General features: G+C 72.6%; 16 protein-coding genes and 1 pseudogene. 7 read left to right on the top strand and 10 right to left on the bottom strand.

What is annotated here, in order from left to right; translation table 11 throughout:
- Positions 1 to 94 precede the first annotated feature (94 nt).
- A pseudogene (locus JG540_RS03130) lies at positions 95 to 889 on the bottom strand (metal ABC transporter ATP-binding protein); the annotation flags it as partial.
- Positions 859 to 2,055, bottom strand: a complete 1,197-nt coding sequence (locus tag JG540_RS03125) for a metal ABC transporter substrate-binding protein (protein ID WP_200277134.1) — start codon at positions 2,053 to 2,055, stop codon at positions 859 to 861. The pseudogene JG540_RS03130 and the gene JG540_RS03125, both read right to left, overlap by 31 nt.
- Positions 2,056 to 2,219: 164 nt before the next feature.
- On the opposite strand from JG540_RS03125, the gene JG540_RS03120 reads away from it, so the two are divergent.
- Complete coding sequence (locus JG540_RS03120) at positions 2,220 to 4,349, top strand: VCBS repeat-containing protein (RefSeq protein WP_200277115.1); 2,130 nt, start codon at positions 2,220 to 2,222, stop codon at positions 4,347 to 4,349.
- Between the two features lie 163 nt (positions 4,350 to 4,512).
- Here the strand turns inward: JG540_RS03120 and pepT are convergent, their stop codons facing one another.
- From pepT to JG540_RS03095, 5 genes are all read right to left on the bottom strand, one after another.
- Positions 4,513 to 5,919, bottom strand: a complete 1,407-nt coding sequence (gene pepT, locus JG540_RS03115) for a peptidase T (RefSeq protein WP_267977949.1) — start codon at positions 5,917 to 5,919, stop codon at positions 4,513 to 4,515.
- On the bottom strand, positions 5,912 to 6,712 hold the full coding sequence (locus tag JG540_RS03110; RefSeq protein ID WP_200277112.1) for an HAD family hydrolase: 801 nt from the start codon (positions 6,710 to 6,712) through the stop codon (positions 5,912 to 5,914). The genes pepT and JG540_RS03110 overlap by 8 nt, the downstream gene beginning before the upstream one ends.
- A gap of 453 nt (positions 6,713 to 7,165) precedes the next feature.
- Positions 7,166 to 8,317, bottom strand: a complete 1,152-nt coding sequence (locus JG540_RS03105) for a mannose-1-phosphate guanylyltransferase (RefSeq protein WP_200277109.1) — start codon at positions 8,315 to 8,317, stop codon at positions 7,166 to 7,168.
- A 9-nt stretch (positions 8,318 to 8,326) separates the two neighbouring features.
- Positions 8,327 to 9,652: a YihY/virulence factor BrkB family protein gene (locus JG540_RS03100; RefSeq protein WP_200277106.1), complete on the bottom strand. Its 1,326-nt coding sequence runs from the start codon at positions 9,650 to 9,652 to the stop codon at positions 8,327 to 8,329.
- Positions 9,649 to 9,786, bottom strand: a complete 138-nt coding sequence (locus tag JG540_RS03095) for a hypothetical protein (protein ID WP_200277103.1) — start codon at positions 9,784 to 9,786, stop codon at positions 9,649 to 9,651. Before JG540_RS03095 ends, JG540_RS03100 begins: the two co-directional genes overlap by 4 nt.
- Positions 9,787 to 9,829: 43 nt before the next feature.
- On the opposite strand from JG540_RS03095, the gene JG540_RS03090 reads away from it, so the two are divergent.
- The 5 genes from JG540_RS03090 (at position 9,830) to JG540_RS03070 (ending at position 15,806) form a co-directional block, all read left to right on the top strand.
- Complete coding sequence (locus JG540_RS03090; protein ID WP_200278027.1) at positions 9,830 to 10,627, top strand: DeoR/GlpR family DNA-binding transcription regulator; 798 nt, start codon at positions 9,830 to 9,832, stop codon at positions 10,625 to 10,627.
- A 76-nt stretch (positions 10,628 to 10,703) separates the two neighbouring features.
- A complete protein-coding gene (gene galK / locus JG540_RS03085; protein WP_200277100.1) occupies positions 10,704 to 12,029 on the top strand; it encodes a galactokinase in 1,326 nt (441 codons plus the stop codon).
- Between the two features lie 482 nt (positions 12,030 to 12,511).
- Entirely contained in the window at positions 12,512 to 13,573 is a 1,062-nt protein-coding gene (locus tag JG540_RS03080) for an efflux RND transporter periplasmic adaptor subunit (RefSeq protein ID WP_200277097.1), read from the top strand.
- Between the two features lie 2 nt (positions 13,574 to 13,575).
- Positions 13,576 to 14,397, top strand: a complete 822-nt coding sequence (locus tag JG540_RS03075) for an ABC transporter ATP-binding protein (RefSeq protein WP_200278025.1) — start codon at positions 13,576 to 13,578, stop codon at positions 14,395 to 14,397.
- Entirely contained in the window at positions 14,394 to 15,806 is a 1,413-nt protein-coding gene (locus JG540_RS03070; protein ID WP_200277094.1) for an ABC transporter permease, read from the top strand. The genes JG540_RS03075 and JG540_RS03070 overlap by 4 nt, the downstream gene beginning before the upstream one ends.
- 139 nt (positions 15,807 to 15,945) lie before the next feature.
- Here JG540_RS03070 and JG540_RS03065 read toward each other — a convergent pair whose 3' ends face one another.
- Positions 15,946 to 16,764, bottom strand: coding sequence for an exodeoxyribonuclease III (locus JG540_RS03065; RefSeq protein WP_200277091.1), 819 nt, complete (start codon positions 16,762 to 16,764; stop codon positions 15,946 to 15,948).
- Positions 16,765 to 16,953: 189 nt separating this feature from the next.
- Here JG540_RS03065 and JG540_RS03060 point away from each other — a divergent pair, with 189 nt between their 5' ends.
- Positions 16,954 to 17,238, top strand: coding sequence for an acylphosphatase (locus tag JG540_RS03060; RefSeq protein ID WP_200277088.1), 285 nt, complete (start codon positions 16,954 to 16,956; stop codon positions 17,236 to 17,238).
- 137 nt (positions 17,239 to 17,375) lie between these two features.
- Here JG540_RS03060 and JG540_RS03055 read toward each other — a convergent pair whose 3' ends face one another.
- Both JG540_RS03055 and glyA read right to left on the bottom strand, forming a co-directional pair.
- Positions 17,376 to 18,269 carry a bifunctional methylenetetrahydrofolate dehydrogenase/methenyltetrahydrofolate cyclohydrolase gene (locus tag JG540_RS03055; RefSeq protein ID WP_200277085.1) on the bottom strand — a complete coding sequence of 298 codons (894 nt, stop codon included), beginning with the start codon at positions 18,267 to 18,269 and terminating at the stop codon, positions 17,376 to 17,378.
- A complete protein-coding gene (gene glyA / locus JG540_RS03050) occupies positions 18,266 to 19,585 on the bottom strand; it encodes a serine hydroxymethyltransferase (RefSeq protein ID WP_325133292.1) in 1,320 nt (439 codons plus the stop codon). Before glyA ends, JG540_RS03055 begins: the two co-directional genes overlap by 4 nt.
- Positions 19,586 to 19,765: the final 180 nt, after the last annotated feature.

The following is a 19,765-nucleotide window of genomic DNA, read 5'->3' as shown; positions in this document are numbered from 1 at the left end:
GCCCGGACCGAGCCACACCAGCTCGGGCCACCCCATCCGGGACCTGCCCAACCCCGGCCAGCCCAGCAGCCACACCAGAACCGGCCAGCCCAGCAGCCTCCCCATCCGGCACCCCCGCCCGCAGGCCGATCAGCCGGTCGGAGCCGCGCCCGCCGTAGGCCTGCTCCACCAGCTCTGGAACCAGTACCTGCTCCCGGGGCCCGAAGCCGATCTGCCTCCCGGCCAGCAGGGCCACCTGCTCACAGACCTCCTGGGCCAGCACCAGGTCGTGGGTGGAGACGACCACGCCGACGCCGTCGGCCTTGAGCCGCACGATGATCGCTAGCAGGGCGTCGCGGTTGGGCTGGTCCAGGCCGTTGAAGGGCTCGTCCAGCAGGATGAGGCGCGGCTGGGCGGCGATGCAGCGGGCCACCAGGACGCGCTGCTGCTGCCCGCCGGAGAGGGTGCCGAAGCGGCTGCCAGCGCGCTCGCGCAGCCCTACCGCCTCCAGGGCCTCCAGGCAGCGCTGCTTCTCTGCGCGTCCGGGGCGCCGCCACAGGCCCAGGCGCGGGTAGGTGCCCATGAGCACCACGTCCAGGGCGGTGACCGGGAAGGTGGGGTCCAGGTCGGCGACCTGGGGGACGTAGCCGATGGTGCCGCGGGGGGCCTTGCCGGGGGCGGCCCCGGCCACGCGCACGGTGCCGCTGTGGACGCGCACCATGCCCAGCAGCGCCCGCAGCAGGGTGGTCTTGCCGGAGCCGTTGGGCCCCAGCAGCGCCAGCGCCTGGCCGGGCTGGAGGGTGCCGGTGACGTCACGCAGCACCGGCTCGGCGCCGTAGGCGAAAGCGGCACCCTCCAGCTCGACTACCGGACCGTATGTCACTTGCTGACCACCTGCTTGGGAGTCCAGGTCTTGAGGCTGTCCGGCACGGGGGCCACGGTGCCGTCCCAGGCGGTCACCAGGTTGGTGACGTTGTGCATGACGGAGCCGATGTAGGTCTCGCCGTCGGATCCGGGGTCACCCAGGGAGTCGCCGTAGAGGGCCTCGTCACCGATGACGGCCTTGACCCCGGCAAGCTCGGCGACCTTCTCCACCGCCTTGGGGTTGTTGGAGTTCTCCGCGAAGATGGCCACGGCCCCGGAGGCCTTGATCTCGTCGGCGGTGGACTGGATCTTCTGGGCGGTGGCGTCCTGCTGGGCGTTGAAGTCTGACAGGGCCGCTCCCTGGAACTTCACGTCGTAGGACTTTGCGAGGTAGCCGAAGGCGTCGTGGCTGGTGAACAGGACACGCTGCTCGACGGGCACGGAGTCCAGCGAGCTGCGGACCCAGGTGTCCAGCTCGTTGAGGAGGGTGGTGTAGTCCTTGGTGTGCTGGCGCAGAAGGTCAGCCACGGCGGGCTCGGGGGCGGCGGCGGCCAGGGCCTCACCGATGTTGGTGACCTGCACGACGGCGTTCTCGGGGGCGGTCCAGACGTGCGGGTCGAAGCGGAACTCGGGGGCGGACTCGCCGTCCTCGGGCGGGAAGGGCCACTCGGCGACCTCCACCTTGCTGGTGCCACGGTCAACCTGGTAGGGCAGGTCCTTCTCCTTGGCCTGCTGGCCGGCCAGGTCGTCTACGTCCACGGCACCGGTGACACCGGAGGTGACCACCATCTTGCCCTTGAAGCCGGTGGAGGTGATGGCGGCGTCCAGGAAGTGCTCCAGGTCCACGCCGTTTACCAGGAACAGGTCAGCCTCGGCCAGGGCCTTGGACTGGCCGGGGGTCATGTCGTGCTCGTGGGCGGAGGCGTTGGGGGCGAGCAGGCAGGTGAGACGCAGGTGGGCCTTGGCCTGGGCGGGGTCGGCCCCCAGCTCGGTGGTGGTGCCGTCAGCGCCGGTGCGGGTAAGGGCCAGGTCCTGCCCGCCGCTGCCGAGCTGGCTGACGTAGTCGCAGATCTGGGTGGTGGAGGCCACGACCTTGATGGCCTGGTCGGCCTGGGAGGAGCCGGTACCGCCACAGGCGCTGAGGGTCAGGGTCGCAGCAGCCAGGACGGCGCAGGCGCGCAGGGCCACAGGGAGGTTCTTGGGGTTTCGCATGACCTAAACACTAGTTTCCCCCAGTGCGGTTTCGCAAACACGAAACCATGCCGCCACTGAGGTGAGGGCGACAGTTTCGCCACCTCTGAGGAACTTAGATAGGCTAGCCTCACCTCACCCGGATGAGTGAGGCAACCATACCGTTACCCCTTTGAAAGGCCCCGATGACCTCCCTCCGTCCCAGACCGGCAGCAGCCGCCTGCCTGCTATCCCTGTCCCTGATCCTGTCCCCTGCCGCCGCGGCCCTCCCCAGCCACGCGCCCGCCACCGGGTACGAGGACCTGGACGACGTCTTCGGCCCGGAGCCCGGCCCCTTCCCCGAGCGACCCGCGCGCCCCGGCGACGGCAGCAGCGACGACGACGATGACCTCTTCGGCCCCTCCCAGCCTCCGGGCTCAGGCGACGCCCCCACGACCCCGGAGGCCCCCAGGCCACCCGCCCCCGGCACCCCCGGAGACCGGCCCCGCACCGACCCGCCGGTCATCACCCCGCCCCCGGCGGCCCTGCAGCCGGTGGATACCGACCAGGAGAAGTCCTGGCTGGGAGAGTTCGGCAACTCCCTGGGCTCCACCATCGCCCGCGGCACCTGCGACGTGACCGGCGACGCCCGCCCCGACATCATCACCTCCGAGCTCACCCGCTCCGTGTGGCGCTTCGACCCCTACTACGTCGACACCGAGAACCACGGCTGGGTGCACAACGTCACCGGCCGCCTGGTGGTAGTCCCCGGAGGCGCGCCCGGCACCGCCCTCCCGAGCGAGCACGTCATCTACGTCAACGGCCCCACCGAGCCCGGCGAGGAGGGGGACGACGCCGTCGTCGGCCTGTCCGTAGCCTGCCTGGGGGACACCAACGGCGACGGCGTGGACGACCTCGCCGTCGGCTCCCACACCATGGGCCGGGCCTGGGTCCTCTACGGCGGCCCCCGGCTGCATGAGGCCAGGCTGAATGACCTGGCCCCCGAGCACGGCTTCACGGTCCTGCTCCCCACCACCGGCAGCCCCGCCGCCCACCTGTCCGCCGCCGGGGACCTAGACGGCGACGGACTGGCCGACCTGGCCCTGGTGCTCACCAACTCCCGCCAGGCCCTCTCCCCCGCCCCCGGGCAGGGCACCGACCGGGGCATCGCCTACGTGGTGGCCGGTCACGCCGGCGGGGCCGCCGTGGACCTGCGCGAGCCGCTGGCCGAGCCCCAGCACCTGCTGGCACGCGTGCTCAGCCCTGCAGGCAACCTGGCCACCGCCTTCGACCGGGTCGGGGACGTCAACGCAGACGGGCAGGAGGACTTCGTCCTGAGCGACTACACGCACGCCTCCGGCACCAACGTGGTCCCCGGCCGCGCCTGGCTGCTGACCGGGGTGCGCCCCGGCGCGCGCCTGGACCTGGACGGCGAGTTCGCGGGCAGCACCCTGGAGATGGACCCCTCCGCCTCCTACCGCCTGGGGGCAGGCACCTCCGTGGCCCCCGCCGGTGACGCCGACGGCGACGGCGTAGGCGACCTGCTGATCGGCTTCGACGGCGGGCACGCCGTGGGAGTCACCACCGGCGGTGTGGTGCTGGTGCGGGGCTCCGCCCAGCTGCCCGCCACCGTGCGCATCAGCCCCACCGGCCAGCAGGACCCGCAGGCCCGGGTCATCACCGGCCTGACCCCGGGCGACTCAGCCGGGTACGCCGTGGACGCCCTGGTGGCCCCCGGCACCGTGACCCTGGTGGCCCTGGGCGCGCAGGGCACCGCGCAGGAGGCTGGCGCCACCTACGTGTTCCCGGTCAGCGCCTTCTCCTCCCCCGTGCGCTCCCTGGCGGAGCTCGGGGATGAGCTGCGCACCATCGCCTCCCCCAGCCCCCGCTCCCGCTCTGGCCGGGCGGTGGCCTTCGTGGGCAGCCACCTGGGATCCCCCACCCTGGCCGTCGGTGGTGACGGCGTGGTCCACGACCACGACGGCGAGGAGGGCGCGGTGCACGCCGCCCACGTGCTGGCCACGACCGTGAGGCCGGTACCCGCCCCGGCGGCCCCGCAGGGCCAGGGCAACCCGGGAGGAGGCCCCGGTGCCCCCGGCGGGCAGCCGGGGGCCGAGGAGCCGCCTGCCGGGTCAGGTGCGGGCAGCAGCCCGACGCCCAGCCCCGCGCCGGACTCCCAGGCGCAGGCTGGACCCGCCGCCCAGAACAGCCCTTCCGGGCTGCTGGCGCGCACCGGTGCAGGCTCGGTCCTGGCCGCCTGCGCCCTGGCCGCCGCCGCGGCTGCGGCCGGTGGACTGGCCCTGGCGGTCCGGGCCCGGCGTCGCCAGCAGGGCTGAGAAGCCAGGCTGCCTGTCAAAGGACGGTGCCGCCGGAGGGACCGGCAGGACCGCCTCCTGACTGGCTCTGCCGGACGGGGCGGGCAGCGTAGACGACTGGGGGGTGGAGCAGTGCTCCACCCCCCAGTGCTGTAACCGTTAGGCAGGGCGCGCTGCGCCGTCCTCAGTGCTGCCCGCCGACCTGGGCCGGCCCGCCGTCCTCAGCCGCTAGGCGCACCAGCTCACGCACCACCAGGTAGCTGGCGGCGAAGGAGCGCAGCGGCAGGAACTCGGCCCAGGAGTGGAAGTTGTGCGCCCCGGTGAAGACGTTAGGGGTAAAGATCCCCTGCGCGGAGAGCCAGGAGCCGTCCGTGCCCCCACGCATGGCCAGCGGCAGCGGCCTGATTCCCAGCCTGTCAAGCGCGGTGTACACCCGCTCCAGGGCGACCGCGTTGGCCGGGGTGCGGGCGTCGGCCAGGTTGGTGTAGACGTCCTCCACCTCCAGCTCCAGGCGGGCCCGTGGGTGGGCACGCGCCACCTCCGCCACCAGCTGGTGCAGCAGCTCCTTGCGGGCCTCGTAGCCCGCCCGGTCGTGGTCACGGATGGAGAGGGTCACCACGGCGGTGGCCTGGTCGCCCCGGATCTGGTTCACCCAGATGTAGCCCTCCCGCCCCTGGGTGCGCTCCGGGGTCTGCGCGGGGTCCAGGCGGCCGATCAGCTCGTGCGCCACCAGGATCGGGTTCACCAGCACTCCCTTGGCGCTCATGGGGTGGGGGCTCACGCCGGTGACTGTGAGCGTGGCGGTGGCCGCGTTGAAGGTCTCCTGGACCACCTCCCCCACCTCGCAGGAGTCGATGGTGTAGGCGTAGTCCACCGGGAAACGGGCCAGGTCCATGGTGCGCACGCCCCGCAGCCCGATCTCCTCGTCCGGGACGAAGGCCAGGCGCAGCTCACCGTGAGGCGGGGCCCCGCCGTCGGCGTCGGCCATGAGCAGGTCGCAGGCCAGCTGCATGACGACGGCGACCCCGGCCTTGTCGTCCGCCCCCAGCACGCTGGTGCCGTCCCCCACCAGCAGCGGCTGCCCGGTGTAGCGGCCCAGCTCGGGGTGCTCCGCCAGGGTGATCACGCGGGCACCGTCACCCAGCGGCAGGTCCCCTCCCGCATAGCGCACCACCTGGGCCCTGACCTGGGGGCTGAGCCCGGCGTCGGCGGTGTCCAGGTGGGTGCACAGTCCCACCACCGGTGCCGTGCGGCCCGGCGGCAGGGTGGAGGGGACGGTGGCGGTGAGCACGGCGGTGGACGACAGGTGCACGTCTGCCGCCCCCGCCTGCTGCAGCTCCTGGGCCAGCAGCTGGGCGAGCTCGCGCTGCCCGGGGGTGCTGGGCACGGTGGTCGCGGCGGCGTCGGACTGGCTGGTGACGGCGCTGTAGCGCAGGAAGCGCGTGGCCAGCGCCTGCCCCAGGGCCGCGGTGGGGTCCGGGGTGGGGGCGACGCCGGGGGTGGTGGTGGGGGCCGCAGTGTGGGTGGTGGTGGGGGCCGAGGCCGGGGCCGCGGTGGGCTCCGGGCCGTTGCTCGGAGTCTGCTCAGTCACTAACGGCTTCTCCTTCCGCCCTACCGGGCATGATGACTCCTAGGACGCGGGGCCAGTGCCCCAGGGCGGGCGGACCGCTGGCGTGCCGGTCCCAGGGCGCCAGCAGGTCCAGGGTGCTGATAGTGCCTGCGGAGGGCTCGTAGAGCGGCACCCGCCCCGGGCCCGGGTCATCCTGGCCCAGCAGATCCCAGGGCACGGCCAGCACGTAGTGGCGGGGCAGGGCCGGGGTGCGGGAGAGCAGGGTGGTGATCCGCGTGCTGACGGGGGCGCCGTCGGCGGTGGCGGGGACGTGCCGCAGGGGCCCGCCGGTGAGCAGGATGACCGGCTCCCCCTGGGCCAGGTGACGGCGCAGGCGCTCGACCACCTGGGGCCAGAGCCGGCCGGCGTCCCGCACCCAGCGCAGGCGGTAGGCGGGGGTCCAGGGGTGCTGGGCGCGCACCAGCCGGGTCATCTCGGCGGCCACCGCCCAGGGGGTGGAGCCCAGGTGACGGGTCCAGGGAAGGGGTACCGCCCCGCCTGCGGCGTTACGGTTCAGACGGCGTTGCAGGCTGCGTTGCAGGGCCCCTAGCGTCGCCGGGAGGCCTGGGCGACCGGGGCTGGCCGTCGTCGGCAGGCTGCCGCCGAGTAGCAGGTGCGCGCCGAGCAGGGCGGTGGCCCCGCAGGTGGTGCCGTCCTGCTGGGTCATGGTGACGACGCCGGAGCCGTCGGTCGCCTCCACCTGCAGGTGCGCCCCGGCAAGGCGGCCGCGCAGGGTGGGGCGGTTACGGGGGCTGGCGGCAGGCTTGGCGGTCACGGGCATATCTTCCCCCACCTGGGCTGCTGGAGAACCGGGGGCAGGCACCGGTGGAGGTGCTCGTTATGGCACTGGCGTGGTGGGACCTGCCGGTGGTGCATGTGGAGCTCACGATCGACGGCCCGCCACCAAGTGCCCGGTGGCGGGCCTGGCCAGGTTGGAGAAGAGCCTGGCGCGCCACCCCCTGACTTGTGCATTTCGGCGCGAGTGGTGCCGGAATACCGCACCACTCGCGCCGAAATGCACAAGTGGAGGCGAGGGAGGTGTGCTCGCCGCGGACCGAGGGGCCGGACCTGCGGGCGAGGGGTGCTAGCCCGGACCTACGGGAGACAGGTACGAGCCCGGAGTAAGAGGCTGTCTGGGCACCGGCCCAACCCCACCGCCATCAAGTAAGGTCACCCTTACCGGTCTCGCGAGCCATATGTCCCGGTCTCGCGGTAAGAAAGGGGGTGGTTAGAGGAGGGGGGTGCGGTTGGTGGCGGTCAGGCGCTCGACCGCTCCCTTGACGTCCTGGGCGTGCTCGGGGGTGGTCACCAGCAGGGCGTCGGGCGTGTCCACCACCACCAGCCCGGGCACCCCCAGCAGGACCACGCGCCGCCCCGTCGTGGAGGCCACCAGCGCACCCTGGCTGTCCACCGCGTCCACGTCGGCGGGCGCTCCCCCGTGGGCGGCCCGGTCCAGCACCGCCACCCCGGCGGCCGCCCCCTCCTGGCGCGCGGGCACCAGCCCGGTAAGCGCGTCAAAACCGCCCACGTCGTCCCAGCCCATGTCCACGGGAACCACCGCCACCCCGCCCTCGGCGGCCACCGGCTCCGCGATAGCGTGATCGATCGCGACCTTCTCCAGGCGCGGCCAGGTCAGCTCCAGCACCTCCTCGCGCGAGGGCGTGTCCCAGGCTGTGGCGATCACGTCCAGCCCGGCCGCCAGGGCGGGCTTCTGACGGCGCAGGTGCTCCAGCAGCACCCCGGCCTGCGCCACGAACATCCCCGCGTTCCACCAGTAGCCGCCAGCGGCCAGGTAGCGGGCGGCGGTGACGGCGTCGGGCTTCTCGGTGAAGGCCAGCACCCGCCGTCCAGCAGGTGCCCCGGCCACCCCCAGGGCGTCGCCGGAGCTGATGTACCCGAAGGCGCTGGAGGGGCCGGTGGCCTCGATCCCGATGGTCACCACCCACCCCTCCTGGGCCAGCAGCGCGGCCTGGCGCACGGCGTCGTGGAAGGCCGCCTCGTCCTTGATGGTGTGGTCCGCCGCGAAGGAGCCGATTACGGCCTCAGCCCCGTGCCGCTTGGCCAGGAGCGTGGCGGCCAGGCCGATCGCAGCCATGGAGTCCCGGGGGGAGGGCTCTGCCAGCAGGCCCTCGGCGGGCAGGTCCGGCAGCTGGGAAGCCACCGCCTCCACGTGAGCGGCCCCGGTGACCACGGTGACGGAGGCGGCCACCGGCTCCAGCCGCCGAACCGTGCCCTGCAGCAGACTGCGGCCCTGCCCGGTCAGGTCCAGCAGGAACTTGGGGTGGTTGCGGCGCGAGAGCGGCCAGAGCCGGGTGCCCGCACCACCGGCGGGGATGATCGCGTGGACCGGCGGGGCCTGGGGGGTGTCAGCTGCAGTCACGCCCTCAGGCTAGCTGGTGCGGCTGGAAGGATCCTCAAGGCTGTCGGGCCCGGCGGGCAGGTAGTAGCGCTGCCGAGCCTGCTCGTAGCGGGCGGTGGCGGCGGCGAAGCGGCGTCGGGCCCACCAGCCCCGCAGGCCCCGGGCGTGGCGGGGCACGGGCTCGGGCTCCGGGGCGGGCGGCTCGTAGTCGGGGTGGAGGGTGGGGTCCGCGTCCAGGTTCCCGGTAAGGGACTGGCGCGGCCACTCCATGGTCGCGGGACTGGACAGGGTCACGTAGTTGGGGCGGTGGGAGGCGCGCAGCTCGTCGGCGTGGCTGACCACCCGGGGCCGCGGCGGGTTGGCGGTCCAGGCCGCGACCATGAGGGTGATCCGCGCAGCCAGGTGGATCCACAGCACCAGCACCACGATCGTGGCGAAGGAGGCTAGCAGGGGGTTGTTGGCCACGGTCCCCACGGCATTGGTCCCCACCTCACGCACCAGCCCGAAGGCGGCGCCCGCCAGCAGCGAACCCAGCAGCAGGTCCCGGCGGGGGGCGCGCACGCCGGAGAGCCGGACCAGCAAGGCGAAGACGGTGGCGTCCACCAGCAGGGAGACCACCAGGCCCAGAACGCGGGTGCCCCAGCCGCTCAGCCAGCCCGGCAGCCCCAGCAGGTCGTTGAGCTGCTGCGCCAGCGCGCCGGTGGCCAGCGAGGCGGCTGCGGTCACCACCACGGAGACCAGCAGCACCAGGAATCCCACCAGGTTCAGCAGCTGGTTGACGACGGCGTTGCGCGGCAGCTGGGCGATACCGAACATGGAGCGCAGGGCGGTGGACAGCGCCCCCATCAGGCCCATGGCGGAGAGCATCAGGGTCGCGACAGCGATCACAGAGCCGAGGTTCAGGGCGGAGCTGAGGGTCAGCTGGTCTATGGAGACCAGGCCCGAGCCGTCGCCGTTGTCCAGCACGCCGGGGAGCGCCCGTCCCAGGCCCTCCAGCACGGCGTCCCGCAGGGCGGGGTGCGAGCCCAGGAGGGCCATGAACACCGTGACCCCGATGGCCAGGGCGGCGAAGACGGAGAAGAGCCCGGTGTAGGCGATGCCCCCGGCCAGCAGGGCGCCTTTGGCGGTGCCGTAGCGGGCCAGCGCCCGGACCGGGCGGGTGTCCTGGGCCTTGTCCGCCAGCTCCAGCGCCTGCTGCTTGCGCAGGGCCAGCCCGGTGGCCGCGGCGGGGGGCTGCCCACCGGCCTGGGCCGCCGCGGGGGACCGGGGCCCTGAAGGCACGGCCACCGGCGGCACGGGGGTGACGGCGGCGGGCTGGTCTGGGGTCTGGGCGGGGGTCGCGGCTGCGCGGCTCATAGCACCTCCGGCTTGGGGGACTTGCCGGGAAGTATGCCAGTGGTCCCGCCGCCCACCCGCAGACGGTCCAGCAGCCGAGGAACACATTGTGCGTACCTGCGCGAAATCGTCTGCTCCTGCGCGTTCTTTGGCACAATCGGTCCTGTGACTCATGCCCCCGGCCCCCAGCCCGCCCCCATGCTCGCCCGCCAGCGCCAGGAGTTCATCCTGGAGAAGATCGCGGCCACCGGCGGCGTCCGGGTGGCTGAGGTGGTGGAGGCCCTGGGCATCTCGGAGATGACGGTCCGCCGGGACATCACCGAGCTGGTGGCCCAGGGGCTGGTGGAGCGGGTGCATGGCGGCGCCGTCGCCCCCGGCTCCACCACCCATGAGCCCCGCTTCACCTCCAAGACCACCCTGCACCCGCAGGCCAAGGCCCGCATCGGCGCGGCCGCGGCGGCCCTGGTGCGCCCCGGCGACTCCCTGGCCCTGTCCGCCGGCACCACCACCCTCGCCGTCGCTCGGGCCCTGACCACCCTCAAACACCTGGACACCCTCACCATCATCACCAACTCCCTGCCTGCCGCCCAGCTACTGTTCGACGCGGCGGACGCGGCCCGCGCCGAGTCCCGGGAGGCCCCCAAGGTCCTGCTGATCGGCGGGGAGCGCACCCCCTCGAACGCTACGGTCGGCCTGATCGCCAACGACGCCCTGTCCCGCCTGCGGGTGGAGTGGGTGTTCATGGGAGCGCACGGCTTCGTCCCCTCGGACGGCCTGATGACCCCCAACCTGCGGGAGGCCGCCACCAACCAGGCGCTGGTGGCCGCAGGGCGCACCACCGTGGCCTGCCTCGACTCCTCCAAGTGGGGGGTCCTGGGGCTGCGCACCTTCTGCCCCACCTCACAGATCAGCGTGCTGGTCACCGAGGTCCAGCCGGACGAGGACACGGTCACCGCCCTGGACGAGGCGGGCACCACCCTCGTCATCGCCCCCTGACCACCCCTGCAGGCCACGCCAGCACGCTGGCGCACCAGCCACCACAGACCGAGAAGAACCCTTGAAGGAGCTCAGTATGACCAACAGCAAGAACCTGGCCGAGACCAAGGCGCAGCCGGACCAGGCCAGCGCCGGCACCGCGGTGTTCTCACCCGCCCTCGCCCCGCAGGAGGGGGTGGCCGCCGCCACCGAGCTGTTCCGGGAGGCCTTCGGCGGGGAGCCCGACGGCGTCTGGTACGCCCCGGGCCGGGTCAACATCATCGGCGAGCACACGGACTACAACGGCGGCCTGGCCCTGCCTATCGCCCTGCCCCACCGCGCCCACCTGGCTCTGCGCCGCCGCAAGGACCGCACCATCCGCCTGGTCTCTCCCCAGACGCGCGACAGCGTGGACGTGCTGGACCTGGACGCGATAGGCCCCAAGGGCAGCCCGGGGGAGGTACGGCACTGGAACGCCTACGTGGCGGGCGTGGCCTGGGCGCTGGAGCGTGACGGTCTCGGCCCGCTCAGCGGCTTCGACGCCGCCCTGTACTCCTGCGTGCCCCTGGGCGGGGGCCTGTCCTCCTCGGCGGCGCTGGAGTGCGCCACCGCCGTGGCCCTGGACGAGGTCTGCGGGCTGGGCCTGGCGGGTAGCGCCCAGGAGCCGGACGACGCCGGGCGCGCCCGGCTGGTCGCCTCCTGCGTCCGGGCGGAGAACGAGATGGCGGGAGCCCCGACCGGCGGCATGGACCAGTCCGCCTCCATGCGCTGCGCCGCCGGGCACGCGCTACTGCTGGACTGCCGCACCGGTGAGGCCGAGCAGGTGCCCTTCGACCTGGCCGTGGACGGCCTGGCGCTGCTGGTGATCGACACCAAGGCCAAGCACTCGCTGGTGGACGGGCAGTACGCCTCTAGGCGCGCGTCCTGTGAGAAGGCGGCCGCGCTGCTGGGCGTAGAGCTGCTGGCGGACCTGGGGGTCCCTGACCTGGAGAAGGCCTTGTCCAGGCTGGCCGCCAGCGGCGCCGAGGACGCCCCGGTGCTGGTCCAGCGCACCCGCCACGTGGTCACGGAGATCCAGCGCACCCGGGACCTGGTGGACCTGCTGCGTGACGGACGCCCGCTCGCCGGGGACAAGCTGCGGACGGCAGGGGCGCTGCTGGACGCCAGCCACGAGTCCCTGCGGGTGGACTACGAGGTCTCCTGCCCCGAGCTGGACGTCGCGGTGGAGGCCGCCCGGGCCGCAGGGGCGCACGGTGCCCGCATGACCGGTGGTGGATTCGGTGGCAGCGCCATCGCCCTGGTGGACGCCGACGCCGTGGACGCGGTGGCCCGTGCGGTGGTGGCCGCCTACGCGGCACAGGGATTCACCGCCCCGGCCTTCCTGGACGCCCTGCCCAGCGCCCCGGCAGGCCGTCTGGCCTGAGCACCGGCAGCCCGGGCCCGGTACCCCCTGGTCCGCCTCAGTACTCAGGGGGGCCGCTACCGGCCTCCGTGTCCCGCTAAGGCGCAGGCGGGGGCGCTTCAGGGCCCCCGCCATAGGCCCGGCCCCGAGCCGTGCCTGCCTCCCGGGCCCCGGCACGGCTCGCGCGGGAACAGACCGCACCGGATCGGACCCGCCCGTTCCGGCCCGGGCCGGAACCAACAGCCTCAGTTAGCAAACAGATTGTTAATTACGCCACCTTCCCTGGGGCTTGCCGCCTCCGCGCACGCCCCGCAGGAAGTGCAGGCTCACGCCCGGGCAGGGGCCAGGCACCCGCCCCTGGAACCGGACTGACCGGGCGAGTCCCACTCCAAGTCCTCCCCTGGGAGGAAGGAGGTCCTAGGGCGCAAGCCTTAGTATCACAACGTTCCAGCCGCCGGGCCGCACCAGGTCCGGCAGCGCCAGCCGAGTAACGGGGTCTGAACTTGAAGCGCTTCATCCTGCCCACCATCAAGGTCCTGATCGCCTTGGTGATCGCGGTGGCCCTATCAAAACTTGCCTTCTTCCCGTCCAAGGCGGACCCCGTCAGGGCAGACATAGAACCTGGTTTCGAGGTAGTCACCCCTACCGTCACCGTCACCAGGGGAGACATCCCCAACCAGGTCAAGGTCACCGGTCAGGTGGTACAGGACGCCGCCGTACCAGCCCGTGCCACCCTCGCCGGGGTGATCGAGTCCTTCGCCGTCGAGTCCGGGGCCACCGTGGAGGCTGACGCGCCCCTGCTGCGCATCAGGAAGACCGAGCCACAGCCCCCGCAGGAGGGCGTTGACAAGGACGGGAACCCGGTGACCAAGCAGGTGCCGGACAAGGTCACCCACGCCACCGTCACCTCCCCGATAGCCGGGAAGGTCACCTTCCAGGTCATCAAGGACCAGGACACCACCGTGGGCAGCGTCGTCGCCACCGTGTCCCCCGGCACCCACTCCGCCACAGGCACCATCACCGCCGCCCAGCAGTACAAGCTCCTGAACCCGCCCACCACCGCCACCATCACGGTCGACGGCGGCCCGGCTCCCTTCGAGTGCACGGGTCTGGTGATCGGCGTGAAGGAGAACAGCCCCTCCGGCAGCAGCACGCCGGCGGACGACGCCGGGGCAGCCAGCCCCCAGGACGGCACCAGCGTGCAGGTGCGCTGCCCCATCCCCCCCGAGCAGACGGTGTTCCCCGGGCTGCAGGTAAGCATCGGTATCGACCAGGGCTCGGCCAAGGACGCCCTCCTGGTTCCGGTGACAGCCGTAGAGGGCAGCGTCAGCAAGGGCAATGTCTGGGTGCTGGCCGACCCGGCCGACCCCAGCACCGCCGTCAAGCGTGAGATCAGCCTGGGGGTCAACGACGGCACCAACGTGCAGGTCACCGAGGGCCTGTCAGAGGGTGACACGCTGCTGCAGTTCGTCCCCAACAAGGACATCAAGCGCAAAGGCACCCCTAACACCTGCGAGCCGGACGGCTCCGCCTGCTACGACGAGAACGGCGAGGAGACCCAGTGAGCCTGGTCAGCCTCCAGGGAGTGACCCGCACCTTCGTGGTGCCTGACGCCCCTCCGCTGGAGATTCTCACCGGGGTCGACCTGCAGGTGCAGGCAGGGGAGCACGTGGCGATCGTGGGCCGCTCCGGCACCGGAAAGTCCACCCTGCTCAACATCCTGGGGCTGCTGGACCGGCCCACCTCAGGCCGCTACAGCCTGGACGGCACCGACACCGAGAACCTGGGCGAGGCGCGCCGCGCCCGCCTGCGGGGACAGACCTTCGGCTTCGTGTTCCAGTCCTTCAACCTGATTGACGGCCTGAGCACCACCGAGAACGTGGCCGCCCCCCTGCTTTACGACCACTCCACGAGCTTCTGGCGGCGCACCTCCCGCGCCGAGTCGCTGCTGGAGGCGGTAGGCCTGGGCGAGCGCAAGGGCATGCCTGTGGGCAGGCTCTCAGGAGGCGAGCAGCAGCGGGTCGCTATTGCCCGCGCCCTGGCCCGCGACCCCAAGGTGATCCTGGCTGACGAGCCCACCGGCGCCCTGGACGTGGAGACCGGGAGCTCGGTGATGGGGCTGCTGGAGGAACGCTGCTCCCGGAGCGGAGCCGCCCTGGTGGTAATCACCCACGACCTGGCGGTGGCCGCACGCGCCCACACCCAGTACCGCCTGGAGCACGGGGTGCTCACGCCCATCAAGGTAACCCACCGGGTGGAGGGCTCGCTGGACGAGTTCGGCGAGGTGCAGCGCAGCAGGCCGGACCAGCCGGACGCTGGCACAGACTGGGAGCCGGGAGCCTGGCCCGCCCAGAGGCTCTCGGACACACAGCTAGGGGTGCAGGCATGAGCAGTATGCTGACCGGGTTCGTCGGTGCGGTCGTCGAGGCCTGGGCGCAGCTGCGGATCGGCAAGATGCGGGTGCTGCTGTCCCTGGTGGGCGTGGCCGTGGCCGTGGCCGCCATGACCTTCTCCATCGCTTTCGTACGGGTCTCCGAGCAGGTGCTGAACGACCAGCTGGAGCGCTGGGGCGGTCGGCCCGGCACGGTGCGCATCAACGTGAGCCCCACCGGCAAGGGCCTGACCGGCTCCAACCAGCCAGGCCGGGCCACACCCGGGAACGAGGACGGTGCCGCAGGCCCCGGTGAACCCGGCCTCCCGCCAGGCCCGGGTGGCCCGGCAGGCCCCGGCGGCCCCGAGGCAGGTGGGGCGCAAGGCTCCGCTGAGGCCGCCCGCACGGCCGAGCGCGTCACCAAGGCCCAGGCCGAGTTCGTGGAACGCTTCAAGGTGCGCTCCTGGGCCACCAGCACCAGGACCTCGCTGCGGCTGCAGCTGGGTGACCAGTTCCGCAACGTGGAGGTGAACGCCGTCTCCCCCGCCTACGCTACGTTGCACCGGACCAAGATCGCCCAGGGACGCTGGTTCACCCCGGAGGACGGTGACGACCTGTCCCCCTCCCTGGTGGTCTCCCAGGGGGTGCTAGAGGAGCTGGGGGCCTCGGTGCTGAGCGCGCCCCTGACCGTCCGCTCCTTCGGCCCGGCGCAAGCCACCTTCACGATCGTGGGGGTGCTGGAGCCTGAGGACCTGCAAGGCTGCCTGCAGCCCTCCGTTGACGGCTCCGAGCCGGAGTCCTGCGGCCAGCCCTTGACGGCCTTCGTGCTCACAGACTCCCTGAGCCCGCTGCTTCCCCGCACCCACGCCCTGGCCTCCCCCGAGCTGGAGGTCTGGGCGGGGCCTGAACGCGCGGCCGAGATGCAGTCCCTGGCCAAGGAGCACTTTGACGCGATCTTCGGGCAAGGGTCCACCAGCACCATCGACAGCACCCTGGGCAGCGGGGACCTGGCCTCGTTCACCCGGGTCTTCACCCTGGTAGCCACCGGGGCGGGCCTGTTCGTGATGGCCCTCGGTGCCCTGGGACTGGTCAACATCTCAATCGTGACGGTGCGTCAGCGCATCCACGAGATCGGGGTACGACGCTCCTTCGGTGCGACAAGCCGCCGGATCTTCTTCTCCATCATGCTGGAGTCGGTGGTGGCTACGGTGGTGGCCGGGCTGGTGGGCATCATCGTGGCTATCCTGGCGATGCGGGTGGTTCCCCTGGACAAGCTGCTACAGCTGCCGGTGGTGGAGCAGCCCCCCTTCCCGATGCTCGCGGCCCTCATCGGGCTGGCGACGGCGACCCTGGTGGGCGCCCTGGCCGGCCTGGTACCCGCCGTAGTGGCGGTGCGCATCAAGCCTATCGACGCTATCCGCTACTGAGCCGGGGCCGAGGCGGGCAGTCCGGCTCAAGAAGCCTGCCACCCGCTGCCTGTCCGCCCACCCGGGGCCGGACCGGCCTGCCCGTCCCGCGCGGGCAAGGCGCCTCTCCCCTACCCGGGCGGGCCCGGCCGCAGGCTCGTCACAGGTCGTAGTCGACCACCAGGGGGGCGTGGTCGCTCCAGCGCTCCGCGTAGCTCGGGGCCCGGTCCACCGTGCTGGAGCGGGCCTTGCCTGCGGCTGAAGGCGTCGCCACCTGGTAGTCGATGCGCCAGCCGGCGTCGTTGTCGAAGGCCTTGCCTCGCTGGGACCACCAGGTGTAGGGGCCTTGGACGTCGCCAGCCAGGGACCGGGCCACGTCCACCCAGCCTGCACCGAACCAGCCCTCCAGGTGGGCGATCTCCTCGTCCAGCACGCCGGAGACCTTGTTGTGGTTGGGCTTCCAGTTCTTGATGTCCTGCTGCGAGCGCACCACGTTCAGGTCACCAGCCATGACGACGGCGGGGCCACCCGCCTCCGCGGCGTCCAGCAGCTGGGCCATGCGGGCGTCCACCAGCTCCAGGTGGGCCAGCTTCTGGTCCAGCTTAGGTGTGCCCACCTGTCCGGAGTGCAGGTAGGCGGAGATGACCGTCAGCGGGGCGGCCGCCCCCTGCAGGTCCACCTCCAGCCAGCGGCCCGTGTCCACGTCCGGCTCCTCAGCCCCCGCAGCCACCCCTAGACGCACCTGGCCGAAGGTCAGGCCGCTGCCCTGGCGCAGGGCCACGGCCACACCGGCCCGTCCCTTGATCCGGCAGGGCCACACCTGCGTCTCGTAGCCGGGCAGCAGCGCGGCGGCGGTCTGCTCGTCGGCCCGCACCTCCTGCAGGAGGAGCACGTCCGGCTGGGACTGGTCTACCCAGGACTCCATGCCCTTGCGGGCAGCGGCCCGGATCCCGTTTACGTTGACGGTGGCGATACGCATGAGGCTGAGCCTACGTGGCCGCGACCGCCGCCCCCGGCCACGTCCACGGCGTGTGCGCCCGGAGGCCCTGACGCTCAGCACCAGGCGCCCCGGCGGCCGCGCCGGTCACGGGGCCGGCACGCCCCCGCGGGCCAGGCGGCCAGGGGCCGGGAGCCTGTCACGACCTCCGGGCGTGGGCGACAATGAGGTATGGGTGGGAGCACGCGCACGGTCAGGGTCCTGGTCAACGGCCACGTGCAGGGAGTCGGGTTCCGTTGGCACACGTGGCAGGAGGCTACCCGGCTCGGGCTGGTGGGTGAGGTGCGCAACCTCGCGGACGGCCGTGTGGAGGTGCTGGCGCAGGGACCCCGGGAGCAGGTGGCGGCGCTGCTGGCCTGGCTGGGACAGGGGCCGCGCTGGGCCGCGGTGACGGGGCTGGAGGTGTCCGAGGTCCGCGGCAGCCTGCGGCGCGGGGACTTCACCGTCTCCGGATAGCAGAAAGCTGTCACTGGCGGAGGAACAGAACCATGCTATCCGAGCAGCCCCGTAAGAAAACCTTGTGATTCCAACAATCGGCACACGGCCTAAGGCACTTCGCCAGTCTCTAGCCCTCCGCCAGTGACAAAAAGTCCTCAGCCGCGCTCGGCGGCCTCCACCACGTTGGCCAGCAGCAGCGCCCGGGTCATCGGGCCCACGCCCCCGGGGTTGGGTGACAGCCAGCCCGCCACCTGGTCCACGCCGTCGGCGACGTCCCCCATGATCCGTCCCTTGCCGGTGCGCGGGTCCACCACCCGGGAGACCCCCACGTCCAGGACCACTGCCCCGGGCTTGACCATCTCCGGCCGCACGATCCCCGCGCTGCCCGCCGCAGACACGACGACGTCGGCGCGGCGCACGTGGGCGGCCAGGTCGGTGGTGCCGGTGTGGCACACGTCCACGGTGGCGTTGACCTCCTTACGCATGAGCAGCAGGCCGATAGAGCGCCCTACGGTGACGCCGCGCCCGATCACGCACACGTCCTTGCCCGCCAGGGTGATGCCGTGGCGCTCCACCAGCTCGATGCAGGCCCGGGGCGTGCAGGGCAGGGGCGAGTCCACCGGGCCGGAGCCCCGCAGCACGAGCCGCCCCAGGTTGGTGGGGTGCAGGCCGTCGGCGTCCTTGTCCGGGGCCACCCTCTCCAGCACGGCGTTGGTGTCGATCCCCCGGGGCAGGGGCAGCTGGACGATGTAGCCGGTGCAGGCGGGGTCGGCGTTGAGCCGGTCCACGGCGGCCTCCACCTGCGCCTGGGTGGCGGTGGCGGGCAGCTCCACACGGATCGACTCTATGCCCACCTCCGCGCAGTCGGCGTGCTTACCGGCCACGTACCTCACGGAGCCGGGGTCCTCCCCCACCAGCACGGTCCCCAGGCCGGGCACCACCCCGCGGGCGCGCAGCGCCGCCACCCGCTCGGCGAGCTCGGCCTTGACGGCGGCCGCGGTGGCCTGGCCGTCCAGGACCTGGGCGGGCCCCTCCCAGGGTGCCCTCACTGGGCGAGCCCGTCATAGAGGGGGTAGGCCTCGGTCAGGGCGGCCACACGGCCCCTGAGGGAGGTCAGCAGCTCGTCGTCGGCGCTGCCTGCGGCCCCACGCACCAGGGTGGTGGCGATGATCTCGGCGACCTCCGTGAACTCGGGGGCCCCGAAGCCGCGGGTGGCCAGCGCGGGGGTGCCGATGCGCAGGCCGGAGGTGACGCGGGCCGGGCGCGGGTCGAAGGGCACGGCGTTGCGGTTCACGGTGATCCCGGCAGCGGCCAGCAGGTCCTCGGCCTGCTGACCGTCCAGGGAGGACTCGCGCAGGTCCACCAGCACCAGGTGCACGTCCGTGCCACCGGTGACCAGGCGGATCCCGGCGCTGGCGACGTCGTCGGCCAGCAGGCGCTGGGCGATGATCCTGGCGCCTTCCAGGGTGCGGGCCTGGCGGTCACGGAACTCCTCGGTGGAGGCGATCTTCATGGCCACGGCCTTGGCGGCGATCACGTGCATGAGGGGGCCGCCCTGCTGGCCGGGGAAGACGGCGGAGTCGAGCTTCCTGCCCCACTGCTCGGCGCGGTTGGACAGCAGCATGCCGGAGCGGGGACCGCCCAGGGTCTTGTGCACGGTGGTGGAGACGACGTCGGAGTGGGGCACGGGCGAGGGGTGCAGCCCGGCGGCCACGAGCCCGGCGAAGTGGGCCATGTCGGTCCACAGGGCGGCGCCGACCTCGTCGGCGATGGCGCGGAAGGCCGCGAAGTCGAGGTGGCGGGGGTAAGCGGACCAGCCAGCGATAATCACCTTGGGCCGCTCGCGCAGGGCGGTGGCACGCACCTGCTCCATCTCGATGCGGTGGGTGCTCTCGTCCACCCCGTAGGCGGTGGCGTGGTAGTTCTTGCCGGAGAAGTTGATCTTCATGCCGTGGGTGAGGTGCCCGCCGTGGGCCAGGGACAGGCCCAGGATGGTGTCCCCGGCGTCGGCCAGGGCGTGCAGGACGGCGGCGTTGGCCTGGGCCCCGGAGTGCGGCTGGACGTTGGCCCAGTCGGCCTGGAAGACGGCCTTGGCCCGCTCGATGGCCAGGGACTCGGCCACGTCCACGACCTCACAGCCGCCGTAGTAGCGCCTGCCGGGGTAGCCCTCCGCGTACTTGTTGGTCAGCACCGAGCCCTGGCACTGAAGGACGGCGCGGGGTACGAAGTTCTCGGAGGCGATCATCTCCAGGGTGCCGCGCTGCCGGTCCAGCTCTCCGGCCAGGACCTCGGCGACCTGGGGGTCCAGCTCGGCCAGGGGCATGTCGTTGAAGGTGGTGCGGGAACTGGTGGTGGGTTCGCTCATGGTTCTCCTGCTGTCTGCGCGGCTCGGCTGCGTGGTGGCGTGGACCTCGGCCCAGGCGGGCGACCAGGTTGTCCTCTCGACGGCGGCCCCGGGCTGGTCCCGTGGGGAGGGTCCGGGGGCGTCGTCGTGCCTCCGCTCCCCGGTGGTGGACCACCTGCGCCAGTCGCGTCGGCGCCCCCA

This window comes from Actinomyces weissii (assembly GCF_016598775.1).
Classification (GTDB): domain Bacteria; phylum Actinomycetota; class Actinomycetes; order Actinomycetales; family Actinomycetaceae; genus Actinomyces; species Actinomyces weissii.
The sequence above is the reverse complement of the archived record's forward strand: the minus strand, read 5'-3'. Positions and strand labels throughout refer to the sequence as shown.

Excerpts from the sequence above, each read along its gene's own strand:
- JG540_RS03125 (WP_200277134.1), bottom strand. The coding sequence starts at position 2,055 with ATGCGAAACCCCAAGAACCTCCCTGTGGCCCTGCGCGCCTGCGCCGTC.
- JG540_RS03120 (WP_200277115.1), top strand. The coding sequence starts at position 2,220 with ATGACCTCCCTCCGTCCCAGACCGGCAGCAGCCGCCTGCCTGCTATCC.
- JG540_RS03100 (WP_200277106.1), bottom strand. The coding sequence starts at position 9,652 with ATGAGCCGCGCAGCCGCGACCCCCGCCCAGACCCCAGACCAGCCCGCC.
- JG540_RS03090 (WP_200278027.1), top strand. The coding sequence starts at position 9,830 with ATGCTCGCCCGCCAGCGCCAGGAGTTCATCCTGGAGAAGATCGCGGCC.
- galK (WP_200277100.1), top strand. The coding sequence starts at position 10,704 with ATGACCAACAGCAAGAACCTGGCCGAGACCAAGGCGCAGCCGGACCAG.
- JG540_RS03070 (WP_200277094.1), top strand. The coding sequence starts at position 14,394 with ATGAGCAGTATGCTGACCGGGTTCGTCGGTGCGGTCGTCGAGGCCTGG.
- JG540_RS03065 (WP_200277091.1), bottom strand. The coding sequence starts at position 16,764 with ATGCGTATCGCCACCGTCAACGTAAACGGGATCCGGGCCGCTGCCCGC.
- JG540_RS03060 (WP_200277088.1), top strand. The coding sequence starts at position 16,954 with ATGGGTGGGAGCACGCGCACGGTCAGGGTCCTGGTCAACGGCCACGTG.
- glyA (WP_325133292.1), bottom strand. The coding sequence starts at position 19,585 with ATGAGCGAACCCACCACCAGTTCCCGCACCACCTTCAACGACATGCCC.